Raw genomic sequence first — 26,138 nt, 5'->3', positions numbered from 1 at the left:
ATTTCTCCTAATTTAACATTTTTTGCATCATCACATAGAGGCCGCCACATAAAAGTAAGGCAAAACCAGCTAACGCATATAACAAGGTGTTATCAGATTCAGAAGCTTCTTTATTTTCATTTTGATCATCCGTTTGCTTGGTAGTCGTTGCAGCAATTGTTTCATAATCTTTCGTAAACAATGCATCTTTTGTCTGTTGCAATGTTTTGTTCGGTTCTGCATCGATGGTAAACAAAACGGCTTCAAGTTTGTCTAACGATTGTTCTTGCTGTGCTTTTTTCTCCTCAACAGTAGCAGCTGTTTCTTCTGCAAATAGCATGGGGAAAATTTTTTCGATTTCCGTTTCCTTTTTCGATGTATTTTCCGATTTTTCTTCCGTAATCCGGTCTATTTTCATTTCCAACTTACCCTTACTATCTGCAATGACTGCTGGTGTTTGGTATCCCCAAACCACCAGCAGACTGATAACAATTGTAAAGATGACTTTAACTAACTTCTGCTTCATTTTCATCGTCCATTTCCCCTTTTTGTGTTGAGCGATGCACCACAAATAAGTTGGCTAAAGCACCTACAATAATGATTCCAATCATGATTAAAATCGAAGCTTGATAATTGGCTTCACCGTGTACAACATTTAACAATAATGTCTCAACATATTGCAATGGAGAGAAATCTTTCAACAGTCCCATCCCTTTTATGCCTGTTCCAAATGCATTCGTTAAAAACAAGTACAGGCTTAACACGATTAAGAGCACGAACATACCAATCATTTTTATTTGTCTTAATAAATATGTGGAGATGAGCAACATCCCAGTAATTAACAAGACAATCAACCCTGTAAGCATCAACATATCACCGTCTGTCATGTGCATTGTATAACTGGATACAATGCCAATTACAATACCTTCTAAAACACCTATCCCAGCAATGATAAGTGTAATTGGGATATTGCTGCCTGCCAGTGACTTTTCTTCAGAAAATAAATCCTGTTCTATGCGCTTTTGGTTTATCGTGGAAATAACATAGGCCGTAAACAAGACCACGATAAAGCAAATTAATACGATGTAATACGGTGTAAACGAATCGCTTGACGTAATCGTTCCCTGATTACTCGTCTGTACTGGATTGGATAAGAACTTATATAAATCTTCATTTTGCCTGTCACCAATGCGGCTATTCGCTAACACCCCGGTAAAGTTATCGGCAAACTCTTCATCCTCGAGTAATTTATTGGTCATACTTACGGATAAGGATTCGACTTGTTGAACGATATCATCGCCGCTTTCTTGAATCGTTGTCGCCTGTTCATTAATACTATCGAAAGTGTCATACACCGTATCCGCTTCATTCACATTGCCTTGCGCTTGCTCAGTAAGTGATTGACTAGCTGATAGCAGAGGCTGAAAGTTTTCATCCAAGGAAACGATAGCAGATTGTTCTTCTTCCTCATTTGCTTGAATCTTCGCTTGTGAATCAACTAGGTTCAAGCTTCTCTCTCGCCAGTCTGCGACATTTTGTAATGTTTTTTCAAGACTATCGTTAAGGATCGTTGCTCTTTTGGCAGTTTGATTGATCCTTCTTACTAATGCATCTGCATTATCGTTCATTCGTGTGACTTGTTGCTCGTGCATGGCAATTTGGTTTTGTAGATTTTCCCACGGCGTGCGAATTTGTTTGGCTACTTCGTCACTAATTTGTAAAACGATATAGTCTTTTATTAAGCCGGGAACATCTTTTTTATTAAAGAGATAATACAACGAATCTTCACTAGCTAAATCTTTTAATCGTTTACCTTTTATTTGTTCCGGTAAATTGGGGCTTCCCATATTTAAACCGAAATAACTTTCATAAGAGGAAAATAATTTTTGATAAGGCGTTACCGTGTTCGTTACAGCTCTAATTAATTTATTTGTTGCTTTATCCATTCCTTCCATTGGCGTCATAATTTCATGGTTAATGCGATTATTAATGATTTTAACTCGTTTGATTGCTGGCTCAAGTTTTTCAAGCGGAACACTATCTTCATCGTCAGATGGTGTTTCCTTATCTGGATCCTCACCAGATCCTGGATCATCTGTTTCTGATTGATCAGGGTCGCCATCATGACTAGGATTTTCTCCGTCTTCGCTTTCACCTGTTTCAGATCCACTTTCTCCCCCATTACCTGGTTGTTTTGGTTCTGTTTCTGGGGTTGACTTTTGCTCTGTTGTTTGCTTATCTCTAGCTTGAGTTTTCGTTTTATCTTGCTTTTGTTCTTTAGCTGCCTCCACCTCTGCATTGGCAACAAGAGGTGTTTCCGCTGTTTCGATTTGTGCTGTCTCCGGAACATCTACATTATCTATATCTTTTTGATGCAACTTCCAGCCCCAAGGAATTGGCTTGAAAACATCCACTTTTGACTGCTTATCAAGCAAACGAAGTGTAACCTGAACGGTAAATATACCTTCTTCATTCGCTGGAAGTATAATTTCGCCGTCCTCGTATTGTTTTGTATAATCCACATCACCAATACCAGGAACCGTCAGTTTTAAGTTTTCTACCTTATATTTTTCAAAAATGTGCTTTGGGATTTTTAATTGAAATGTTTGCGCTGATTTTTTATTTTTCGGCAACTTTACGGAGTCAGACATGGTCATCCCGGACGTATGCAATTTTTCCTTTAGTTGATTGATTTGGTATGATAATAACTTCGTTGGGTCTCCACCCGGGTTGAGGTTTTCACCTGCACCAAGTCCCTCTTCCCCCATGTACTTTTTTGTTACCGTAATAACATTCCTAATCTCTTTGACTGTATGCTTTGGCAAACCCACTTCCTCAAAGTCATCGATATTTAGTGAAGGCAATCGTCTTATTTGCTTATGCAAATAATTTTTGGCATTTGCTGCGGGCTTTTGCAAAAGCATATTTACCAATTTGTCCTCTTTACCTAACACACTTTCAAGCAGCCCATCTAATCGATCTGAAATTACACCGGTAAAACCACCCGAGTAATCGGGGTTGATTCTTCTTTCAATATCGCTATACGTTTTCTGTACTTGAGCTAAGGAGTCGTCCAAATATTTCTTTAGCGCGCTCGCTCCATCAGCAATATTACCTCCCGTATTGCGATGGTACATCACACTATTTATCGGAGGTTCGATTTCTTCCATACCTCCTCCGTTGTGCTGCAATTGATCGTTAATCATTTTATTTGCCAACTGCAAATGCTCTAACTGCTGTTCAGCTTCCTGCTGGTTCAACATTCCATCAAATTCATTCAAAGTTTGATAGAATTCGAGAATCTGAACGTTATTTTTTTCCTTCAGTTTGGTAACATCATTTACAGTTGATAAATAGTCTTGATCTAATTCGGCGTCGGCTGCTAATTCATTTTCAAAAGTATTCATGATATCCTGAAAGCCTTGAAAGCTAGATTTGGACAGCTCTGTACTATCTTTAATCGACCCAAACTGATTTGTGTAATTATCGAGTGGGTTATATACTTCATTGCTTAGTGTATTCGTATACACTGCCTGTTTTTTAATAATCTCCCCTATATTATCTTGGGCATTTTGCAGGTTTCCGACAATACTTGCAAAATATACATCGATAATCCTGCGATTAAATCGATTTAATATATTACTAGCCGTTTTTTCCGCTTCCGCTCGTATCTGCTCGTTATCTGTTGCATTTATTTTATAATTTAATACCACCTGTTCTGGAGACTCAGAATCAATCGAGAGGGCCTTTTCGGAAAAATCATTCGGAATAACAATCATCATGTCATATGTACCACGTTTCAAACCGCTTTCTGCAACTCCGCGACTGACTACAAACCATTCATGATTGTTTTCATTGTTCACTCCTTGCACAAAGGCATCACCAAAAGCCATCTTTTCGCCATTTAACATCGATCCCTCGTCTTCATTCACGAGTGCGATGGACATTGCCCGTTCAGCTTCCGATTCTTCAGTGTCTGTTTGTTCTTGTTGATTTAACGCAAGATAGGATAAGCCCGAAGCTAGAATAACAATTAATAATAAAAACAGGAACCAGCGTTTATCCAATTTCTTCATAACAAACAGCTCCTACTAGTTACATTAATAGTATGTGTCACGTTAAACTCACCGGCAACACTTATTCATAAATAAGTAAACCATTAATTCGGCTAGCGAAAATAGGAGCTGCACAACTGAAGCCGTGCAGCTCGAATAGTGAGTCACGAAACGTTGTTTATGACCATTTTCCGATCATAATATGAATCGATTTTATCTTAGACCAAAATTTTGAGCCAAAGCTTGATCTTGATCCGCAACCGCTTCTGCTGTTTTAGTCAACTGCATTTCGATTTCCTTCATTAAATGCGCAAAATTCAGTACTTTTGGTTTAAGATCAATGAATTGTTCATCAAAGCGTTCAAATGCACGACCTTCCCACTCTGAACGTAACTCTTCTTGTAAGTTAGATAAGTCTCTAAGGATTTGTTCAATTTGATCTGAACTGTTCCCATACCGCCTTGCTTTTGCCTGTAGTTGTTCAGGCGTCATACGAATTTGTCCTGACATTACACTTCATCTCCCTTTTTAATCACTTTAGAGGCGCTCATGTACAGTAAAATTTTAGCACCTCTTTCTTTAAGACTAATCAAGGGGATTTTCTATGTCAATCGCCTATATGCATTTTTTGGATAATTGATAATAAAGACCCAATTTATACAGAATGTACAATTTTCACATTAAAAAAATGGTAAATTTAACCTACGTTAATTTGTAGGTCTATTTTCTTAGTTCATTTCCCCAAACCTTTTTACATACTTCGATTTAAACTCATGGTAAACAAACAGAAGAGTTGATTCAATCAACTGCTGTATGAATCAACTCCATTTAAAAGTTCTTCTTCTATTTCCATGAAATGAATAGGAACGCCACATCTTTATTACTATTACAAAAACAATTTGGTTACTAGTAAAGCCTAGGTATGTCATCTTATTACAAATCAACATACATATGCTTTTACCAAAAGAAAAATGGCAATACAGCTAGTGTTGCAATGGCGCCTAATGCAACACCATAGCCAAATCCATATCCATAGTACCCGATCCCAAAGCCGCCGAGACCACCTCTTCTTTCTAATGGTCGAATATATACACGATTTGGACTTACTCGTTCAATGATCCCCCTGTGGACTCTTCCACAATGTGTTCGTATTTCAACTGCTTTGCCCATATGACGCTGACATACAGAGTAATAATGTGCCCCTGACATACAACTTCACCCCCCATGTATAAGTCAGATACAACATCATATGAAATAGTAATTAGCCTGTAAAAGACAGATTACTCAGGTAAAGAGCGGAAAAAAGCATAAGATGTGTCTCTTAACTTTTACAAGCCTCCAACACAGCCTATTCATTTGCTGTACCGTTGAACAGTTCCTTTATTAGATAAGTGTTTTGCCTGTATTTTCTAGTTTGAAAAGGAGCAGCACGTCCTTCACTTGTGTTTAGATTTTTAACATCATTGAAAGCATAAATAGGTAGTCACCCATATCATTTCCGAGTCGTAGGCATATATTATTACTGTAAAAGAACTGGAGGTGTTCAATATGGGTAAAGCTGTTGCAGGTTACGGCTACGGCAGTGGATTTGCCTTAATTGTCGTATTGTTTATTCTGTTAATTATTGTAGGTGCTTCCTGCTTTTGTTAATAACTGATAATAAAGATAGGAGGATGTTTTATGGGATATGGTTGTAATTGGGGTTGTGGAGGATACGGTTATGCAGCACCTGCTCGTTACGGCTGTGGTGTAGGTGGATTCGCTTTAATTGTTGTCTTATTCATCCTACTCATTATTGTAGGAGCAGCTTGTTTGTAAGCTCTTTACCAAATAAAAAGCAGGTCGAACTTAAGCGCGACCTGCTTTTCATCTTTATTTCCTGTCATACATACGTGACCATCACAAAATAATTCGTCAAAGATCGTTTGTCCAACACATATGACTGGTTCCCACACACCATAGAATGAATCTTCAATCAGTGGAGGCACATTCATCCCCTACGGCTTGTTAGTACTGTAATGGTATGACCGAAAGCCCCCTTACGATCTCCCACTTGTTGTACAGATCAAGAGGAAGCCCCACAGCTCCTTATATGCGGGATCAATAACAACTGATTTTCTTTTCCGTATGTACTGCCGCTAAGTCATGACCTTCCATTCGATGAAGGACCCCCACTATTCAAAATTTAATTTATTCTTCTAGTAATTTTTTGGTGTAGCCAATAAAGTCCGTGAAATAGCCATCCACGTCATATTGCTGTACCCGTTTTTGCTCCTGTTTTTGGGTTTTTAAATCTGTGAAATAAACGTGAACTTCTTTTCCCTGTTGGTGAAGCTCATTTACTACTTGTAAACTCACGTCATTTGCTTCTATTCCAATAGCTGGATAAGCAACTGTTTTTGCCTTGTGGAGATTAAATTCACCTTTTTTAAACAACAACGTTAGCGGGATGGATGGAACTAAATCCTGCAGTTTTTCTAAGCTTTCTTCGGAAAATGACTGGAAAGAAACATATCGCTCATTAAGCAAACCGTATGCTTTCAGCAGCTCGATTAATGGCTTTTCCATCTCCGTTTTTCCATGGACGAGCCGAGTTTCAATATAATAATGTTCATTCTTTCCAAACGTCTGAAATACTTCTTCCAAAGCTGGTATAGCCTCTCGTTTTTCATCTTCTTGAAAAACTTCAATCGTCTCGAATTCCATCAATTCTTCAAGCGTATAATCCGACACTTGCCCACTTCCATTTGTTGTTCGATCTATGGAAGCATCATGCATTACAACAAGCTCACCGTCTTCTGTCATCCGTAAATCTAATTCTAACGCATCCACTTCATCACGAGCTGCAATTTCATAAGCAGTTACTGTGCTTTCATTAAAACGATCATTTGCACCACGATGAGCATAGATTTCCGCCTTATCTACTACCTTTGGTTCTATGTTTATTTCCGCACTAGCGTATATCGATAGGCCAGCAAGTAGTAAAAAAACCAGCATTATCCCTCCCATTTTTTTAAACAAATGATTTACGTTCACTTCGGTAAAACACAGCCTTTTCTGGAAAATCTGTTATTATAGCAGACACTCGGAGATCAAGCAATTGCTTGATGTCATTCGTATCGTTTACCGTCCATGCGCGAAGACCCGGAAGAAGAGCCTTCCAATGTGTTACGTTATTTAAAATAGCATCTTTTGAAATGTGAATCGCTTCTAGGTGAAAACACTCCATGTACTCGTGTGGATGCGATAACTTTCCTTTCGTTAAAAGGGCGATATCTGCATTTGGATCCATTCTTTTCATACGAAGCAATGTTGGTAAATGGAACGAGGAATAAATCACTTTTCGGTTATTTCCATATGCCTGTACGATTTGGTGAACTGCTTCTTCAATTCCTTTATATGTAAATTTCGTTGTCTTTAGTTCAATGTTTAATTCGATTGCATATGGTTTTAGTAAAATTAAAACCTCCTGTAATGTAGGAACTTGCTCCAAACGCCATTGATCTACAAATTGATCATAATGAGAAAACCTTACTCCCGCACTGAATCTCCTTATTTCAGCCAAGGTCATATCCTTAATGAAACCTGTGCCATCGGTCGTCCGGTCCAAAAATTCATCATGGATAACCACAATTTCTCCATCCTTTGTCATATGAACATCTAATTCAATCCCGTCAACGCCTTGGCGGATTGCTTGCATAAAGCCAACTAATGTATTTTCTGGATACGTTCCCATACACCCTCTGTGTCCATAAACTTTCGTATTCATAAAAGTCCTCCTCTATAACGTTTAAAACCAAAATCAACTTTTCGGGTACAAAAACATGAATAGGGCTAGGGCAATATTTCTCTAGGAGAGAAGAGAATGAAGTATCATAAAGCCTCCATTCCCTTTGATATGAATTATTCTCCTCTAGCCGTATTTGCCTGTTCAATTGCGGCATTCACTTGCTCAACTGCAGTCGAAAATGCTTCATCGACATCACCGCCATTATAGACTGTTTCCAGTGCTGTTTCGATAATTTTACGCTCTTCAGGTATCATATCCATTAATGCACCCTGTGTTGCAATTGATGGCTTTGTTGCCTGCAATTGTTCCACCGTTACTTGTAATTGCGGCATCTCATTATAAGCGTCTTTTACCACTTGCTCTTCATATGCAGCAGGATTTATTGCAAAATACCCTGTTCCCACATGCCATTCTGCTTGTATCTCAGGTTTTTGTAAATACTTTAGGAAATCCCAAGCTGCTTTTTGTTCTGCTTCTGGTTTTCCTTTAGACATCCATAAACTTGCCCCGCCAATAACGACTCCTTGACGTTCCTCTTTTTCTGGATATGGTATAAAAGCAACACCTACTTCAAATGGTGCATTATCAATCACATCTCGAGCACTTGCAGAGGATTGCATAAACATAGCAACATCGCCACTTAAAAAGCCAGTAACCATATTATCGGAATTAGTACCATAATTTGCAAACGTACCATCATCCATCATGCGCTCTATCCATTTAAAGATCGACTTACCTTGTTCGTTATCAAACGCAACTTCTGTTGCTGTATCGTCTCTTCCATTATCATTATTTAGTAATAAACCACCCTGGTTCGCAAGCAATTCTTCAAATAACCATCCATATGCTTGAAGCGCAAAACCCTTCATTTCAGGGTTTGATTCCTTAATCGCCTTACCAGCTGCTTCCACTTCTTCATACGTTTCTGGTGGTGCTTCCGGATCTAAACCAGCTTCTTTAAACGCGTCCTTATTATAGTACATCACAGGAGTTGAAGAATTAAATGGCATGGAGTAAAATTTCCCATCTACCTTATAGTAGTTTGTAATATTTGCTTCTAAATTACTCATATCATAATCTTCTTCATCAATGAATTTTTGAATCGGTTCAATGTTCCCACTATTAATGACAGACATGGTTCCAATTTCATTCACTTGTACAATCGTCGGTGCATCGTCTGTTCCACCTACACTGTGATACTTCGATAAAGTTTCTTCATATGTTCCTTGAAATTCAGCATTTACTTGAACGTCATCCTGTGACTCATTATACTTTTTTACAATTTCATCTAATGCTACTTGAGCTTGGCCCCCCATAGCATGCCAAAACGTCACTTCCGTTTTTCCTTTCGTTTCTTCACCCCCTTTGGCATTGGCAGTACCTTCTCCTTCATTTCCTTCGGAAGAATTACAAGCAGAAAGCAACATACTGAACGCGACTAAAATGAATATAAATAGTTGTTTCAACTTTCCACACTCCTTTTATAAATGTTCGCTACTAGATCGTAGCCATTTTGATATTTACAAACGTTCGTAAAAAGTAAGAGCTATCGGAACTATCACTGAATAATTAATATATTCATTAAACTGGTAGGAAAACGTGGAATAACATGCAAGAAGTTTATTTAATTGCACCTTCCGTCAATCCTTTTTGTAATTTCTTTTGTCCTAAAAATAATAGAATTAATGTTGGTAAAACGACAATCAGTCCTCCAGCCATAATCACGCCCCATTCATTTAATTGCTCTTGTGACTGGAGTTGCTTGAGCCCAATTTGCACCGTACGGACGGTATCATCCGTAGTAGCTAGTAATGGCCAAAGGTACATGTTCCAAGACGTTAAAAAGCCATAAACCCCTAAAGTAACTAAGCTCGTTTTAGCAATGGGCAGGACAACCGTTAAATAAAATTTTAAATCCCCCATTCCCGTAATTTCACTTGCTTCCTTTAGTTCTTTCGGAATTTGTTTAAAATGTTGCCTTAATAAAAATGTACCAAACGCTACTGCAAAAAAAGGGAGTGACAACCCTGTGTACGTATTTAATAGATCAAGCCCTCGTATTGTTTGGAAATTCGGAATGATGGAGGCTTCAAATGGAATCATCATCGTCGCAATAAAAATAAAAAACAACGTGTCCCTGCCTTTAAATTCCAAAAACACAAACGCATAAGCTGCTAAACTCGATAACAACAGTTGACCTATCATAATGATGAGCGATACAAAGAAACTGTTGATTAAATAACCGAATAACGGAAATCGCTCAAACGCTTTAATATAGTTATCCAAAGTCCACGTTTCCGGAATAATTCTTCCAGTTAAAATATCCTCACTGGACATAAAGCTCATGAGAAATGCAATAATGGCAGGTGAAAAAACCAATAAAGCAGACACCGTAAGAAGAAGGTAAAAAAGCAATTTTTTACTTATAGCCATCGTCACTGATAATGCACCTTCCTCTCTCCCAGCTTAAACTGTAGCAACGTCATCAAAAGAATGATAAAAAACAAGATGACCGCTTGGGCGCTAGCAGTACCATATTGATAATTTTTAAACGCCTCTTGATAAATGGAATATACAAGTAAATTAGTTTCATTTTGCGGTCCGCCACGAGTTAACATATCTATTTGACCAAATGTTTGAAACGCGTTAATAAACGAAACAGTAATAACAAAAAATAACGTTGGCGACAACATTGGTACAGTAATTCGTCGCAATTTATAAAAATAGCTGGCGCCATCAATCTCCGCACTTTCATATAAGTGTGAGTCTATCGATTGCAATCCACCAAGTAAAATAAGAAAGGTAAAACCCAGATTCATCCAGATCGTTGAAATGGATACAGATAGGAGTGCCCATTCCGGATTCGTCAGCCAACCAATTGCTTCGAACCCTAATGCCTCCAAAAATTGATTCAGCCAGCCCATCGTCGGGTGAAATAAAAACATCCAGAATACGGAAGCTGCTGCTACGGAGATCCCCATCGTAGAGGAAAAAATCATCCGAAAAAAGCCGATGCCTGTTAATTTCTCGTTGGCAATAACTGCTAAAAACAAACTAATGATGATCGTACCTGGTACAGTGTAAAGCACAAACAGAAATGTAGATTGTAAACTCTTTAGGAAAATCGGTGATGTAAAGATATTTTTAAAATTATCCAATCCAACAAAAACCGTTGTTGCTCCACTGTTATCGGTAAGGAAAAAGCTTAAATATAATGTTCTCGCCATTGGGTAGAATAGAAATACGCTAAACAATAAAATCGAAGGTAATAGAAAAAGCATTCCTTTTATAAATCGAACTCGTTTTTGTTTTTTCTTCACTTTCATAAAATCGATCTGTTTGTATTGTTCCGGAATCATAACAGCTTCTTTCATACAACTATAACCTCTGTTTCTTTTGTTGGAGAGGTTGCTTTTAACAAACGACCTGAATCTGTATCAAAAAAACAGAGTTTATCTTTAGAAATATGTACTGGAACTACTTCGCCAACTTTTATCGACCATTGACCGAGCCATTTTGCCGTCCATAATTCTGTTCCGATTTCAAAGGTTGCTAACGTTTCATTACCAAGCTGTTCGACATTAATGACTTCTAGCTCATGTGTGGCTTCCTTATCAATCGCTGGTAGTATGTGTTCCGCTCGAATACCAATAGTAAGATTAGCAGTCTGAACAATTTTAGTAGCCGGTGTGATAGAACCCATATCAATTTCCAGGAAATCTTCTACCTTTAACATTTGATTTACGAACACCGCTTTCCCGAGATTCATTTTAGGTGAGCCGATAAATGAAGCAACAAATAGATTTGCAGGTTCATTGTACAACGTAATCGGATCTCCAACTTGCTGAATTTTCCCGTCATTTAATACCATGATTCGATCACCCATGGTCATAGCCTCCACTTGATCATGCGTCACATATATCATTGTTAAACCAAGTTTTTTTTGTAATCTGCGTACCTCTATGCGCATATGCGCACGAAGCTTTGCGTCCAGATTAGAGAGTGGCTCATCCATTAAACAAAGCGGTGCTTCGCTAACCACTGATCTTGCCAAAGCTACTCGTTGCCTTTGTCCTCCAGAAAGTTCTCTCGGTTTTCGTTTTAATAAATCAGCCAATCCCATCATTGCAGTTGCCTTTTTTAATCGTTCTTGTTGCTCCTGCTTATTTACTTTTTTTGCGCGTAAGCCAAATAAAATATTCTGCTCCACAGTTAGATGGGGATACAATGCATAATTTTGAAAAACCATGGATAGATTACGATCCTTTGGAGGCAGGTGGTTCACTACTTGGTCAGCTATTTTTAACGTGCCTCCTGTAATTTCTTCCAAACCAGCAATCATGCGTAACAAAGTGCTTTTTCCTGATCCTGATGGACCAACTAACACAAAAAACTCACCTTTTTCAATCGACAAGTTTATACCGTTGAGAACATTTGCCTGCTTATCATAGGACTTGGAAATGTCCCATAATTCCACTTTACTCATTCTTTCCCTCCTCATCATGTTCATTTAAACATAGTTTTATATCGTTGTTCGCGTTTTTTACATAAATTTTACCATATTTTAACTATTATTACATTACCTTAATATTTCATATACTTCATTGATATATTGCTCGTTCTATTAAAAAGACTCCATTGCATAGAATATAGGGAAGAAACAAAGAAAGGCTGACCTTAAATGCGACGAATATTATTTACTGGATTATCCGCTATGACTATCCTATTTTTCTTAATCACATTTTTAACCTTACCTAAGTTCCAGCACCATTTTTTTCGACTGCCATTAGTTGATGAAATTACGGAATCCGTTCATTTTTCCGATGCACTCTTTACCGCAATGAGTACAGAAATTCCACTACTAGAAACAACACTTGAAGCTAATGATATAAAGAAACCCGATTGGCCCAAACTACTATTGGAAGCTGCCTCTGGCGTTTCACCTAGAAATTTTACGAGTTTATTAGATTTAGCACTTCCAGGAAGAAATCCAGAAGTTCAACTACCAATAGTTGCCAACGAATCTGGAGAAGAAACAATGCCGATTGAATCGCCACCACCAGATTTTGAAGAATTGTTAAAAGAAGAGCCTGAAGAAGAAAAGCAACAGGATAAAAATAGAACTAATCAAGAAGAAGCAGAAATATACGTCTATCATAGCCATAGCTGGGAAGCTTTTTTGCCATTATTAGGAGAAGATAAACAGAAACCTTCACAAGCTTCCAGCACAGATAACACAAAAAATATTGTTGCCGTAGGTTCGTTGCTAACAGAACAACTGGAAAAGCAAGGAATCCCTACATTCCATGACAGAACAAATGTCACTGCCGCTCTGCACGAAAGAGGCTGGGATTACTATGACTCTTATCGGTTATCGCGAAGTATGGTGGAAGAAGCGATGGCAAGCAATGATAGGATGCAATATTTTATTGATATTCACCGCGATGCCCAGCGGGAGGATATAACTACCATTACTATTAATGACAATGCTTATGCAAAGCTCTATTTTGTTGTTGGCGCAGAACACGAAAATTATAAAGAAAATCTAGCCTTTGTAGAAAATCTAAATGCGAAGCTAGAAGCAAAGTATCCAGGAATAAGCAGGGGGATCTTTTTAAAGGATCGATCTGATGGAAACGGTGTTTATAATCAAGATCTATCTAAAAAATCCATTTTAATTGAAGTCGGTGGTGTGGATAACAATAAAGAAGAGCTTTCCAACACCTCTAAGGCTTTAGGAGAAGTAATTGGTGAATATTATCATAACGCGGAAAAAGTAACTTCTGAAAATTAAGCTGTACCGTTTCGAAAAGTTGTCCCATTTGATAAAGTGAAACTTCGTTCAGTAGGAGTTTTCTTTTATCTCCTACTGAATGTTAGCACCGCCGGGTATAATCTAAATGCCCTTGAACGAAATGAGCATTTAGGTAATGTTTTCTCCCACTTAGACCTTGTATCCACTCAATATCTTGAAGTAGGAGTCTTACGGTACCTTACATACGAGAGTAACAGTTCCAATTCCTGCCTATTTAGCTAAGGGGAGGCTTTTTGGAGATGGATGGATAATTATTAAAGGAATGGAAAACTTGATGTAATGATTAATGAAAGCGAATCTTCCATAAAACTAGTAGTGTATCCATCACCTTCTTTGTTGTTCGCACTCTAACCGTTATGACATAAAGTCCTTGTATGGTATGTAACATTAGGAGTATTTAGATTGCTATCTCCTACTTAAACTTGTAATATTACAAGTTTATTTAACTCCTAAAGAGGATGCGAACAGCACATTATTTACTAAATTAATTAATTATGACATAATTTGAAACTTTTCATACATTTTGTTCGTATTGTAAGTAAATGATTAATGATAAAAAGGGGGGAATACATATGACTCTTTTTGGGTTGCCAATCGAGACACTTTACTTATACATGCTTATTATAGCAGCAGCCCTTACCATCATTTATATGCTTTTTGGCGACGTATTAGAGGGGATTGGCGAGGTGTTGCCAATAGCCAATCCTATTCTTATTCTGGCATTTATCACCTTCTTCTCTGCTACGGGTTATTTACTAGAGACCTTAACGTCAATGTCCAGTTTTCTCATTATTATAACTGCGATTTTTATTGCCCTTATTCTTGATACGATATTACATGTATTTATTTTAATTCCTTTGGCTTCTGCCGAAGAATCGCTTGGTTATACCGAAGATTCTTTAATTGGTCGTGTTGGGAAAATCATCATTCCCATCCCAGCTGACGGTTATGGAGAAGTCGTCATTGAGAGCAAAAGCGGCAGAATTTCCAAACCTGTAACTGCCTATCATAACCAGCCGATACCTGAGGGAGCCGAAGTGCTGATTTTAGAAATAAAGGAAGGTGTCCTATATGTCGAGCCTTATGATAAGAATGAATTAGATGCAGATGAACTTAGCTAACTTGAATTACAGCTATTTTTTATAGTATTTTTTTAGTGTTATAGAAATCATTGGTACAGATATACTAACGTACTCCAGTCGCATATTGACTTAGATTGATCACTTCGGTTTTACATTTTATATTTATATAAACCAACTATACAAGGAGGAATTTTATGTTTGAAGGATTTTGGATTATTATTGGAATTGCCCTATTTTTATTAGTAGCACTTATTGGAGTTTTTGTTTCCAAATACCGCACTGCTGGACCTGATGAAGCATTAATTGTCACCGGAAGCTATCTTGGCGGTAAAAATGTCCATGTCGATGAATCTGGTAATAAAATTAAAATTATTCGTGGTGGTGGTACGTTTGTTTTACCTGTTTTTCAACAGGCAGAGCCACTTAGTCTATTATCTAGTAAATTAGAAGTAACAACACCTGAAGTGTATACAGAACAAGGTGTTCCCGTTATGGCTGATGGAACAGCTATTATAAAAATTGGCGGTTCGATAAGTGAAATCGCTACAGCTGCTGAACAATTTCTTGGGAAAACAAAGGAAGATCGCGAAGTAGAGGCAAAAGAAGTACTTGAAGGACATCTTCGGTCTATTTTAGGTTCTATGACAGTAGAAGAAATTTACAAAAATCGGGATAAATTCTCCCAAGAAGTACAGCGTGTTGCCTCGCAAGATTTGGCGAAAATGGGACTTATTATTGTTTCATTTACCATTAAAGACGTAAAAGATAAAAACGGATACTTAGACTCACTTGGTAAGCCAAGAATTGCCCAAGTAAAACGAGATGCGGATATTGCTACTGCTGAGGCAGACAAAGAAACAAGAATTAAGCAAGCGGAGGCTGCAAAAGAGGCGAAAAAAGCAGAGCTTGAACGTGCTACTGAAATCGCTGAAGCAGAAAAAGTGAATCAGTTAAAAACAGCAGATTATCGCCGCGAACAAGATATTGCAAAAGCTCGTGCCGACCAAGCTTATGATTTGGAAACAGCAAGAGCAAGACAAGATGTTACAGAACAAGAGATGCAAATTAAAATTATTGAGCGGCAAAAACAAATTGAATTAGAGGAAAAAGAGATTTTACGTCGTGAAAGGCAATACGATTCTGAAGTTAAAAAGAAAGCAGATGCTGATCGTTATGCTGTCGAGCAAGCGGCTTCAGCAAATAAAATGAAGCAAATGACAGAAGCGGAAGCAAACCAATACCGCATCGAAGCAGAAGCTAAAGCGGAAGCAGAACGCGTACGTGTCGATGGTCTTGCTAAAGCAGATTCACAGCGGGCACAAGGGGAATCTGAAGCAGAGGTTATCAGGCTTACTGGTTTAGCAGAAGCAGAAGCAAAACGAGAAATTGCGCAAGCATTTGAGCAATACGGCCAAGCAGCGATTTTAGATATGATTATTAAAATGCTTCCAGAATATGCAAAAGAAGTGGCTAGCCCACTATCCAATATTGATAAGATTACCGTCGTAGATACAGGTGGTAATGGTGCAGATGGTGGAGCCAACAAAGTTTCCGGTTACGCTACGAACTTAATGGCAAGTTTACAGGAAACGCTCAAAGCTTCATCAGGAATAGATGTCAAGGAATTATTGGAAAATATAAGCGGAAAGCACCAGTCCACGTCTGACTATGATTTAAATCGACCACGCTATCAAAGGGAAGAAAACGATAACGATAAGGAATTAGCTGAGGTAGAAAACCAATAAGCTATATGTTGAATAGAGAGACATTTGTTTCAATGTCTCTCTTCTATTTGCTACCAGCTTCCAGCAATTATCTATCAAACCTTTTTATCAAATACTTATATGCTTAGCTGTAGAGGTTCTTCATAGTACAATATATACAAGCTCAATAGTTAATATCAGTTCTAAGGCGTTGCTCTCGTTCGGAAAATCTGTAATTATAACATAACCAAACTATCTTTTTCCAAAAAAGCAGCATGTAAAATTAATTTGTTTAGAGTCACATTTTATTTAGTCACAGCAATTTCATACTCCTCATGCTCATGTAAATCATCCTCGTTTTCCACATGGATAATTAATTGATACTTCCCTTCATCTGTGAATGCATAAGAACCAGTGTATTCACCTGCTTTACCTTCTTTCGCGTCTACCCATTCTTTTTCCTTTGCATCTTTACGACCAATTTCATAACGCACAGAAGCTTCCTCTAAAGGATTCCCATCCATTTGCAAATGGACCATGAGCTCTGTTTCTTCCCCTGCAATAACATTTTCAGGTTCCATAAAGTGCAGATCAAAGCCTTCAGCAGCTTCCTGATCGGCATGTTCCTCATTTTCAGATGTATCTTCGGTTTGTCCGCTATCCCCTGAACCAACGGTAATAGATTTTTTGGGCATGGTATGAAGTTCTCTAGCTGTGGTATGAGCATACATCTCATAAACTCCATCTTTCTCAAATGTAATTTTTGCGGTGTAGGTACCGTCTTCGTGGTTAGTTGCATCTAATTTGGTACTGTCATCTTTATTCCCTTTTTCCCAAACTTCAAAAACAACTTCATCAGCATCGGCTACTTTTTCTTCACCATAGGTTACAGTTGCCTTTAATTCAACATTTTCACCTGTTTCAGCTGATTCAGGAACTTTAAAATCCACTTTTAACTCCTTAAGTTCTTCTTCTGAAGCAGCAGTATCTTTTTCGTTTGTTTCTCCTTGCCCACATGCTGTTATAAATAATAAAACAGCGACTGCGATAAACATCCATATTTTTTTCATGGTCCACAAATCCCCTTCTTGTCTTCAAGTTAGTGATGCTTGCATTGCATCGTTCCATTCATTTGTTTCATTAAAACTTCTTTTGCTTCCTCAAAAGAATACACTTCCCCCCCAAAACCCTTGACAAATTTCTCTGCGTGCTCCCGAAACTCAAACGTTAGTAATTGCGGTTGGCAACACCCCATATGTAAAGAAGTATCGGTAACATACCAAGCGAGTGGAGCACTGATGGTAGTTTGTCTAAGAAAATCTGGGCAAATGGCTTGAGTCACTTTATCTCCAAGTTGTTGTTGACGAAGCAATCCACAATGGGCACAGCAGGCTACTTCAATATCGTGATTAGATAAAATCAACCGATAAGCTAATTTTTCATTAATTGATCTCTTGCAATAGACACACTGGTTTTGTCTGCCCTCCTCCGTCTCCACTAAAGAAATACCCCCGAATGTTTTTTGGATAACTCCTTCTTCCTCTAGTATTTTGACATCACGATGAATGGTCATTTCAGAGACACCAAACATCTTGCTTAAGTCCGTTATCTTTAAATTTTTCTTTTGCAAAATCAGCTCTTTAATGCGCGCTTTCCTTTCGAGTGGTAACATAGAAACCTCCTCTCATTCTAAAACACATTCTAACAACTTAAAACAAAATATATCATTTGTAACCGAATACAGCAATACATTTTAGATGACATGTTTGTGAACTTGTTTGTGACTATTATCACATACAAAGAGCATAACTAGTGAGTTTTAATGGGTGGGTTGTAATTTCTTTGGAGGGGGTTTTTTAAAGAACTTCCTAGGGGAAGTAGTATCCTTTTCAAACTATAAACTTAGAATTATCAAATAAATTACCATTAAAGTAAAACTTCATTCAAGGGGAGTTTTCTTCCATCTCCCACTGAATGTTAGGTGTGCTTAGGGTATAGAACCTAAAGGCTTGAACGAATCGGGCATTTAGGTACGGTTTTCACCTACTTAATCCTTTTGCGTCTACTCAAGATTTTAGAGCGGGAGTCTTTCCACACCTTACATGCGGAATATACCCTCAAATGTTATGAGTGAAAAAAATCTGTGCGTTAGAATAAATTTTACAGCCCGTAATTTACGGGAGAAAATCAACTCGAAATAGCACCCTTTGCTATTTCTCCATTTCTAGCCTTTTAATCATATAGGTAGCAAAGTTGACCAAGTATTTCTCATCCCAACTTGGGTTTATTAATTTTTGTTGATAATAATCTAACGCTTGGCTTATCAATAACTTCCAACCTAACGGGACGGCTTGTTTTGCCCACTCCCCACCTTCCAACTTAGAAGCTATGACACCTTCTTGGAAATAGTAAAGGGTGCGACATAAATTTAAGATATAATAGCCTGGTGATTGAATGATAGCAACCTGTGCATCTTCTATATCATTCAAAATAGAATAGATAAAATACTTAGTATCAATTGATGGTATGACTTCTTCTTTATTCAGGCCAGTAATCGTCTTCCCTCTATGAAGTGTTACTACGAGATGAGCAGCTAAATCAGGGTCTGTCCCTTGATCACATAAGTAACCATCTTCCTTTTCATAACGAGGTTTATGAAAAGCAGAATAATGTAACTCGAATGGTGTAGGAAATTGAAAAGGAAACAGTACATCTATGTTAATTATACTTGTTTCAATTTGAACTTGGTAATCGGCTTCCAAACGCATAAACTTATAGATCAGTTGCTTTTTTTCTTGTTTATGTAAAGACATATTTACAATAATCAACAAATCAATATCACTTTTTCCCCTTTGGTAGCAATCCATGGCGAGGGAACCGTGTAAATATACCCCAACAAATTTCACTTGCAATATTTCCTGACAGCTTTCTGCAAACCGATTTAAAAAGATCTCATGCTCCATGTTTCCCTCCTGAAAATTAGTAACTATTTGTCCATCAACCGTTCACTTCATTGTAAAATATTTCATTTAATGACTAGTAAATCGTCTAAGTATTCTTTTCCATCATGGGCAGCTCCTCTACTTTTTTTAAAATAACATGTTGCGGTCAGATAAATAGTGTAGGTAGCAAGTCATGTTTTTTCTAGGAATAACGTAAAACACCTTTTTCGGATGATTTGAATGCCATGATAGGATGGACTGTCACCACTCTAAACTAGATGTTCTTAAAGGCTTGTTAATCTTCTCACCAATTATTTGTATCCAACCTAAAAATTCCGTTCCCATAATGATTTCCTTGTATGAAGGAATTCCCTATCCCCAGTATAAACAACACACACAATGATTCCGTGTTATTATACAATATTTAGAATTAACGAAGTGATGAACAAAAGCACATTACAGAATAAAGTATATACGTTTCTTGTTTAAAAGTAATCGTCTACCCATCCTCACTTGTTCCGTGAGGATGAGCGTCATACTATGGGCTGCTTTTGATATATACTCCAACTTATATCAATGGGGCAAGCAATCAAATCGAAATTTCCACGTGCCTCAGAGCAATACTTGGCTGTGTCTGTAACAGTTATAAGTTCATTGCAAATCTTCATCATGAAAATGAATGGTCAACTGCGGTGTATTATTTTATCTCGGGTTATTCGATAGAGAGATAATATATTTCCCTACTGTTTTCGCACCCAGTTTTGAAGTAAAAAACTGTCGTATGAAGCTATTCCTTCAACGACAGTTGTTCTCTAACAAAACGAATCTTTTGATCTTGGTACAGATAAACCAAATAACGGTCGTAAATATAAGGCAATAAATGTACCGCCTAAAGCTAGTAGTCCCCATATATAACCGTGTAAGCTAAATGAGGCAATACCACCGAAATACGCTCCGATGTTACAGCCAAAAGCTAATCGAGCTCCATACCCCATTAAAAGTCCACCTATCACGGATGCAGTGACGTTTTTCATATTTAATTTTGTAAATTTAAATAAACCACCAGCAGCTGAGGCGATGAAAGCACCAAGCAGGACACCAAAGTTCAGCACAGTGGTTGAATCAGCAAAAATAGAAGCTTGTAATGCTTGAGCATTCTCGCCTTGCCAATAACCCCAGCTCGCAACATCTATACCAACTAATTGAGCAATTTTCGAACCCCAAAGCGCGAAGCCAGATGTAATTCCCCAAGGAGTTCCTCGAGTCATAAGCGTAAGTGCGTTTAAAACAGCTAATACAATCGCCGCTGCAAATAAAGGCCATGACCCACGGACTATTCGCTTCCAACCACGTTCCGTTGGAAGAGGAGCTATTCTAGGAGGTCGTTTTTTCCGCTCTATTACGATAGTGATCCATGTAATAATTCCAAATAGAAGGATAGACAGTATCCATGCTCCACCGTATCCTAGCCCTGTAGAGGTAGCTAAAGAAATAGTTCCAAAGCTCGGTAAATCATTGGTCCAAAACGGAAGATGCATGGCACCGATGGTCGAGCCAATAATAAAGAAAACGAGTGTTACAAACATGACGGATCGTCCTCCGCCAACAGCGTATAGGGTTCCAGAAGCACACCCGCCGCCAAGCTGCATCCCTATCCCAAATACAAACGCCCCAACAACTAGACTGACTCCGACAGGTGACACACTGCCGCTTACTTCAGTACCAAAAAAAGAATATCCATACGCAAGAATTGGTGCAAATAGTGTAACTGCTACAGCAAGCATTATCATATGTGAACGTAAAGCCTCTCCATTACCTACTGACATAAATCTTCGAAATGCCGAAGTAAACCCAAAACGCGCATGAAATAACGTGTAGCCTAATAATAAACCAAGTACTAACAAGATTGGCTGTACCATCGCTTGCGTAGCAAATAAATATATTATCAGTATAAAAGCAATCACCAATCCACCTATAATCAGTGCTGTTTGTGGCTTTTTTAAACGCGAAACACTTGTAGATATAGGGACTCTCTCTTCCGTTACTTGTTGGATCTCCATTATAAAACACCCTTTCCTTATAAAAATAGTCGGATTTAATTTATTATAATACGCTGAATCCGATTTTGTGTCAATATTTTTAAAATAAATGTTGGTCCATATTAACCTGACTTTCTTACTATTTTTCCGTTTTTAAGTTTCCCCTTATTTCAAGCTATGCATACGTATATTTTTCACCAAAAAGGTTAATCTAACAGTTACCAAAGGAGGTATTGCCATGTCTGAGCAAAATAAAAATCGCAACAAAGATAAAAATAAGCAAAATAACCAAAATAAACATAATAAACTGCGACCAGATGTTGAATTTTCCAAAGAAAACCCGATGACCCAAGAAATAACGAAACGTCATCGTTAAGTTTATATGACAATAGCTGTCTAGTAGTAAAAGACAGCTATTTTTTTAATTTAAGTAGCTATAATACAAGTTCCTATATTACATTCCTTTTTACAATCAACTCCTTTATTTTGGATAAAGCATTTTCTTAGGCTTTTATCATCACATCGCGTAAACTCAATATAGCTTCTCATTTTATTACAAGTGAAGGAACGATATAAGCCGTCTAACATATTTCTATGACGTAAAGCCCCATGTAATTCAGTTTCATTTAAATACAAAAATTACAATGATTGGGGGTTTCATCCATTCTCCACTGGATCGCTAGTACATAATGGTGTGTCCTAAGAGAATACCTCTTACGAAACAGATTTTAGGTGCTGTTATCTCCCACTTAAACTTGTTGGACAGAGATTATTTAACTCCTGAAACGGGAGGCTTACAGCGCCTATACAGGAAATACTAGATTAGCAATTTTAATATGTAAAGGAGTTTTTCTGTGCAGCAAGTATATAGTGATATCATTCAGTATCGCGGCAAACATTATGATTTTGGCTATTATCAAGGAAGTCTGCTTGAAAATTCATTCATTCTTCCTAACCGTAAAAAGCAATGGGGACCGATAAAGGATCGCCATTTTATCATTGATCACCATAAAATAAAAGAGTTGTTACACCATTATGCACCAGGTGTTTGGGAAGAACTGCTTGGGTTAGCGGATGCATTAAAAATGAATATCCAGGAAGCCATTCAAGAATTTGGCGGCTATTATTTGGAATATGGACGTAGTGGCTGTTCGATTTATACGGATACTCATTATATGGTACGGAACTATGATAATGCACCATCTACCTATGAAGGTCGTTACTTGATGTATCAACCAACAGATGTTGGATACGCAACCATTGGACCTACGATGCAAATTACCGGGCGTACGGATGGAATGAATGAACATGGATTAGTGATGGGCTATAACTTTATTAATCGCAAACAGTCAAGTAATGGATTTTTATGCAATATGATTGGTCGGATTATTTTGGAATCCTGCCGGAATGTTCAAGAAGCCATTCACTTGTTAAAAGAAATTCCCCATCGCCATACATTTAGTTACGTATTACTAGATATACATGGAGAAAAGAAGGTTGTTGAAGCCTCTCCACGGGCAGTTGTTGTACAAGAATCTTCTATTTGTACCAACCACTTCCAAAAATTAACCACTGAAAACCGCTTCCGAGTGGACGATTCGCTGAAACGTTATCAAGCGATTGAACGGCAATCAGTGAATGTTTTTAATCCATATCAAGCTTTTCAAATGTTTAACCGCACAGAATACGGTGTTTTTTCTACTAAATACGGAGCTTGGGCTGGGACACTGCATACGGCATTATATATACCAAAAACGAAAAATGCCTGGTTTGCATTAGGAGAAAACAGAGAACCTTTTATGTTTAATTTTAATCGTTGGCTGCAAGGAAGAGACACAAATATAAAACGCATAAAAGGTGTGCTTAACAGTTCAGAAGTTTTTGTAAATATGAAATATATGGCTTAAAGTTTACAATACAGAAAAAACGTAACCCCCCTCATCCGTTCGGCAAGTGCAGAAATACATGCACAGATGCTACTACCAAAATGGAACTGCGTTTCATTGAGCGATAAAGTGAATCTTCAATCAGTGGAGGTTTTTATCTATCCCCGACAGATTGTTAGTACCGGAATGGTATGACCTAAAGGACTCTTACGAAATAGGACATTTCATCTCCCACTTAGATTTGTTGTTTTACAGATAACCTCTCTAAAGTGGGAGTCTTCTAGCTCCTTTATACGGGATAAACTTGAGAAAATAGTATATTAGACTAAGAAATCCCGCTAAACCATAAGTAATTATTTTGCTGCTTCGGGTACTCTAAACCACTTTCCAGCTATGTTATACTATTATACGCAAACGAAAGGAGCTGCTGTTTATGATTCTTATGATTGATAATTATGATTCATTCACCTTTAATTTAGTCCAATATATCACACAGCTCGATTTTGAAGTACATGTCGTAAGAAATGATGCTATTACTGTAGAAGAAATACAACATATGCAGCCAACAGCGATCGTCCTATCTCCTGGGCCTGGTACGCCAAATTCAGCTGGCATTTGCTTAGAAGTTGTCGCTAAATTGCATCAACATTTCCCCATACTTGGAATATGTCTCGGACACCAAACGATTGCCCAAGCATTTGGCGCTACGATCGAAAAAGCAAAAAAACCAATGCATGGCCAAGTATCCCTTATCACCCATGATAATCGAGGAATGTTTCAAAACTTAATGAACCCATTAGCGGTAACAAGGTATCATTCTTTAATCGTAAACAAAGCCACGATCCCAGCTTGTTTAGAGACAAGTGCAACTACAAAAGATGGAGTAGTGATGGCCCTTCGCCATAAAAAATATCCTATAGAAGGGATTCAAGCTCATCCAGAAGCAATTCTATCAGAATGTGGCATCGAATTGTTAAAGAATTTTTTCACTATGAAGGGTGGTTTAGAAAATGAAGCAACATAACCCTTATTTACGCTTTGACTTTAGTAATAAAAACCCTATTTCATTTACAGAGCCAATTACTGTTATTTCTACATATGAACAATCTGAAGTAATTCCTTGTCTACAAGCGATTGAACAATATGTTCAAGCTGGTTACTATGCAGCAGGATTCCTTGCTTATGAAGCTGCTCCAGCATTTGACCGTGCATTTGAAGTTCACAATAGTGATCAGTTTCCGCTATTATGGTTTGGTATTTTTTCAGAAGCAAAACCAGCTCAAAAACGGGAGACACGACCTTTTACCATGGATGAATGGAAACTTCCCATAACTGCTTCAGCGTATAATAAGAATATCCATCAGATTAAACATCATATTGAAAATGGCGATACTTATCAAGTGAATTATACTGTTCCAATGTTCAGCCGTTTTGCTGGTGATACGTTTGGGTATTATCAGCGATTAACCGCATCACAAGCAGCGAACTATTGTGCCTACTTACATATCGGCAGTCACTCGATTTTATCTGCGTCACCGGAGCTATTTTTCCATTTGCAAGATGGTTTGATTACTACCAAACCGATGAAAGGTACAGCGAAAAGAGGAAATACATTTGAAGAGGATCAAGCAATTGCTGAATGGCTGTACCAATCAGAAAAAAATCGAGCCGAAAATGTTATGATTGTTGACCTATTACGAAATGACCTAGGTACCATTGCGAAACCAGGTACTGTTCATGTTCCTCAATTATTTACGATTGAACGCTATCCAACGGTATTTCAAATGACTTCAACCGTTACAGCAGAAGTTGACCCAGATATTACTGCTATTTTTAAAGCAATGTTTCCTTGTGGATCGATTACTGGGGCACCGAAAGTAAACACAATGAAAATTATTAACGAATTAGAAACAGCACCGCGTAATATCTACTGCGGAGCCATTGGATATATGACACCTCAAAAAGAAGCTATCTTTAATGTGCCAATTCGAACAGTATTGATTGACAACGTTAGTGGAGAGGCCACTTATGGGGTTGGCGGTGGGATTACATGGGACTCTACAAGTGAAGAAGAGTATGAAGAAATGCTGTCTAAAACACTTGTGTTAAAAAAACAGATGAACGACTTTGAACTTTTGGAAAGTATTCGTTTAGAAAACGGAAAATTTTCTTTACTTGATTATCATTTAAAGCGAATAGCAAAGTCGGCAGCCATTTTTTCATATCCATTTGAAGTGGCAAAAATGGAACTCCAATTAGAACAAATTGCTACGCAGTGGAATACGGGGGCATATAAACTACGTGTTTTATTAGCTAATACAGGTGAGATCACTACTGAGGTACAGCCAATAAAAACAAATCAGCAGCATACGTTCAAAGTTAAACTCGCACAACAGGCAATCGATAAAAGCAATCCTTTCTATTACCATAAGACGACTAGACGAGAAATGTATCACACGTTCTTACAAGATCATCCGGATGCAGATGATGTGCTGTTATGGAATACAGAGTTAGAAGTTACAGAATTTACAATTGGAAATGTCGTGGTAGAAATTAACGGTGCGTTCTACACGCCGCCAGTGCATTGCGGGTTATTACCAGGAACCTGCCGTCAACATGCACTTGACAAAGGAATGATAAGCGAAAAAATCATTACGATGAAGGATTTACAATCCTGTTCACGTATTTGGTTAATTAATAGTGTGAGGGGATGGGTATCTGTTACGCTTGACAGTTGAGCTTTTCAAAAAAACGAACGTGAGAATATTTAAAAGCCTCCCATATATTCAGCCCGTTTCTTTATTAGCATCTGCTGCTTCATTTTATTCATTTCACGATTAGCAACAA

The 26,138-nt window shown here is 37.8% G+C and carries 22 protein-coding genes and 1 pseudogene; 9 read left to right on the top strand and 14 right to left on the bottom strand.

The annotated features are described in order from the left end of the window. Positions 1-7: 7 nt before the first annotated feature. The 4 genes from essA to D1839_RS13190 all read right to left on the bottom strand — a co-directional run bounded on the left by essA (position 8) and on the right by D1839_RS13190 (position 5,243). Entirely contained in the window at positions 8-511 is a 504-nt protein-coding gene (gene essA / locus D1839_RS13205) for a type VII secretion protein EssA (RefSeq protein ID WP_120380433.1), read from the bottom strand. Beyond that, complete coding sequence (gene esaA, locus D1839_RS13200; RefSeq protein WP_120380432.1) at positions 486-4,055, bottom strand: type VII secretion protein EsaA; 3,570 nt, start codon at positions 4,053-4,055, stop codon at positions 486-488. Before esaA ends, essA begins: the two co-directional genes overlap by 26 nt. 192 nt (positions 4,056-4,247) lie before the next feature. After that, on the bottom strand, positions 4,248-4,544 hold the full coding sequence (locus tag D1839_RS13195; protein WP_120380431.1) for a WXG100 family type VII secretion target: 297 nt from the start codon (positions 4,542-4,544) through the stop codon (positions 4,248-4,250). A gap of 447 nt (positions 4,545-4,991) precedes the next feature. Then, positions 4,992-5,243, bottom strand: a complete 252-nt coding sequence (locus tag D1839_RS13190) for a hypothetical protein (protein ID WP_120380430.1) — start codon at positions 5,241-5,243, stop codon at positions 4,992-4,994. 339 nt (positions 5,244-5,582) lie between these two features. On the opposite strand from D1839_RS13190, the gene D1839_RS13185 reads away from it, so the two are divergent. After that, entirely contained in the window at positions 5,583-5,684 is a 102-nt protein-coding gene (locus D1839_RS13185; RefSeq protein WP_120380429.1) for a YjcZ family sporulation protein, read from the top strand. Positions 5,685-5,771: 87 nt separating this feature from the next. After that, positions 5,772-5,852, top strand: a pseudogene (locus tag D1839_RS21340) (YjcZ family sporulation protein); the annotation flags it as partial. 372 nt (positions 5,853-6,224) lie between these two features. Here the strand turns inward: D1839_RS21340 and D1839_RS13175 are convergent. The 6 genes from D1839_RS13175 to D1839_RS13150 form a co-directional block, all read right to left on the bottom strand. Beyond that, on the bottom strand, positions 6,225-7,031 hold the full coding sequence (locus tag D1839_RS13175; protein WP_158589662.1) for a glycerophosphodiester phosphodiesterase: 807 nt from the start codon (positions 7,029-7,031) through the stop codon (positions 6,225-6,227). A 16-nt stretch (positions 7,032-7,047) separates the two neighbouring features. Beyond that, entirely contained in the window at positions 7,048-7,803 is a 756-nt protein-coding gene (locus tag D1839_RS13170) for a glycerophosphodiester phosphodiesterase (protein WP_120380426.1), read from the bottom strand. A 134-nt stretch (positions 7,804-7,937) separates the two neighbouring features. After that, entirely contained in the window at positions 7,938-9,290 is a 1,353-nt protein-coding gene (locus tag D1839_RS13165) for an ABC transporter substrate-binding protein (protein WP_199690158.1), read from the bottom strand. A 154-nt stretch (positions 9,291-9,444) separates the two neighbouring features. Then, on the bottom strand, positions 9,445-10,257 hold the full coding sequence (locus D1839_RS13160) for a carbohydrate ABC transporter permease (RefSeq protein WP_120380446.1): 813 nt from the start codon (positions 10,255-10,257) through the stop codon (positions 9,445-9,447). Between the two features lie 2 nt (positions 10,258-10,259). Beyond that, positions 10,260-11,198 carry a carbohydrate ABC transporter permease gene (locus tag D1839_RS13155; protein WP_120380425.1) on the bottom strand — a complete coding sequence of 313 codons (939 nt, stop codon included), beginning with the start codon at positions 11,196-11,198 and terminating at the stop codon, positions 10,260-10,262. Then, positions 11,195-12,310 carry an ABC transporter ATP-binding protein gene (locus D1839_RS13150; RefSeq protein ID WP_120380424.1) on the bottom strand — a complete coding sequence of 372 codons (1,116 nt, stop codon included), beginning with the start codon at positions 12,308-12,310 and terminating at the stop codon, positions 11,195-11,197. Before D1839_RS13150 ends, D1839_RS13155 begins: the two co-directional genes overlap by 4 nt. A gap of 195 nt (positions 12,311-12,505) precedes the next feature. Between D1839_RS13150 and spoIIP the strand changes: the two genes are divergently transcribed. The 3 genes from spoIIP (at position 12,506) to D1839_RS13135 (ending at position 16,466) form a co-directional block, all read left to right on the top strand. Continuing rightward, on the top strand, positions 12,506-13,618 hold the full coding sequence (gene spoIIP, locus D1839_RS13145) for a stage II sporulation protein P (protein ID WP_120380423.1): 1,113 nt from the start codon (positions 12,506-12,508) through the stop codon (positions 13,616-13,618). 593 nt (positions 13,619-14,211) lie between these two features. Next, positions 14,212-14,760, top strand: a complete 549-nt coding sequence (locus tag D1839_RS13140; RefSeq protein WP_120380422.1) for an NfeD family protein — start codon at positions 14,212-14,214, stop codon at positions 14,758-14,760. Between the two features lie 155 nt (positions 14,761-14,915). Then, positions 14,916-16,466, top strand: coding sequence for a flotillin family protein (locus tag D1839_RS13135; RefSeq protein WP_120380421.1), 1,551 nt, complete (start codon positions 14,916-14,918; stop codon positions 16,464-16,466). 263 nt (positions 16,467-16,729) lie between these two features. Here the strand turns inward: D1839_RS13135 and D1839_RS13130 are convergent, their stop codons facing one another. The 4 genes from D1839_RS13130 to D1839_RS13115 all read right to left on the bottom strand — a co-directional run bounded on the left by D1839_RS13130 (position 16,730) and on the right by D1839_RS13115 (position 21,426). Next, complete coding sequence (locus D1839_RS13130) at positions 16,730-17,494, bottom strand: FixH family protein (protein WP_120380420.1); 765 nt, start codon at positions 17,492-17,494, stop codon at positions 16,730-16,732. Between the two features lie 29 nt (positions 17,495-17,523). After that, positions 17,524-18,096 (bottom strand): DeoR family transcriptional regulator, encoded by a 573-nt coding sequence (locus D1839_RS13125; protein WP_120380419.1) that lies wholly within the window; start codon positions 18,094-18,096, stop codon positions 17,524-17,526. A 538-nt stretch (positions 18,097-18,634) separates the two neighbouring features. Beyond that, positions 18,635-19,387 (bottom strand): aminoglycoside adenylyltransferase domain-containing protein, encoded by a 753-nt coding sequence (locus D1839_RS13120; RefSeq protein ID WP_120380418.1) that lies wholly within the window; start codon positions 19,385-19,387, stop codon positions 18,635-18,637. Positions 19,388-20,178: 791 nt separating this feature from the next. Beyond that, positions 20,179-21,426, bottom strand: a complete 1,248-nt coding sequence (locus D1839_RS13115; RefSeq protein WP_120380417.1) for a YeeE/YedE family protein — start codon at positions 21,424-21,426, stop codon at positions 20,179-20,181. Between the two features lie 217 nt (positions 21,427-21,643). Between D1839_RS13115 and D1839_RS13110 the strand changes: the two genes are divergently transcribed. From D1839_RS13110 to pabB, 4 genes are all read left to right on the top strand, one after another. After that, positions 21,644-21,781: a hypothetical protein gene (locus D1839_RS13110; protein WP_166554458.1), complete on the top strand. Its 138-nt coding sequence runs from the start codon at positions 21,644-21,646 to the stop codon at positions 21,779-21,781. A gap of 478 nt (positions 21,782-22,259) precedes the next feature. After that, entirely contained in the window at positions 22,260-23,312 is a 1,053-nt protein-coding gene (locus D1839_RS13105) for a C45 family autoproteolytic acyltransferase/hydolase (RefSeq protein WP_120380416.1), read from the top strand. Between the two features lie 412 nt (positions 23,313-23,724). After that, positions 23,725-24,315, top strand: coding sequence for an anthranilate synthase component II (locus D1839_RS13100; RefSeq protein ID WP_120380415.1), 591 nt, complete (start codon positions 23,725-23,727; stop codon positions 24,313-24,315). Next, a complete protein-coding gene (pabB, locus tag D1839_RS13095) occupies positions 24,302-26,029 on the top strand; it encodes an aminodeoxychorismate synthase component I (RefSeq protein WP_120380414.1) in 1,728 nt (575 codons plus the stop codon). The genes D1839_RS13100 and pabB overlap by 14 nt, the downstream gene beginning before the upstream one ends. Positions 26,030-26,138 lie beyond the last annotated feature (109 nt).

The sequence above is a fragment of the Roseburia sp. 1XD42-34 genome (assembly GCF_009917385.1).
GTDB lineage: Bacteria > Bacillota > Bacilli > Bacillales > Amphibacillaceae > Virgibacillus.
This window is presented reverse-complemented; position numbering and strand designations above follow the sequence as displayed.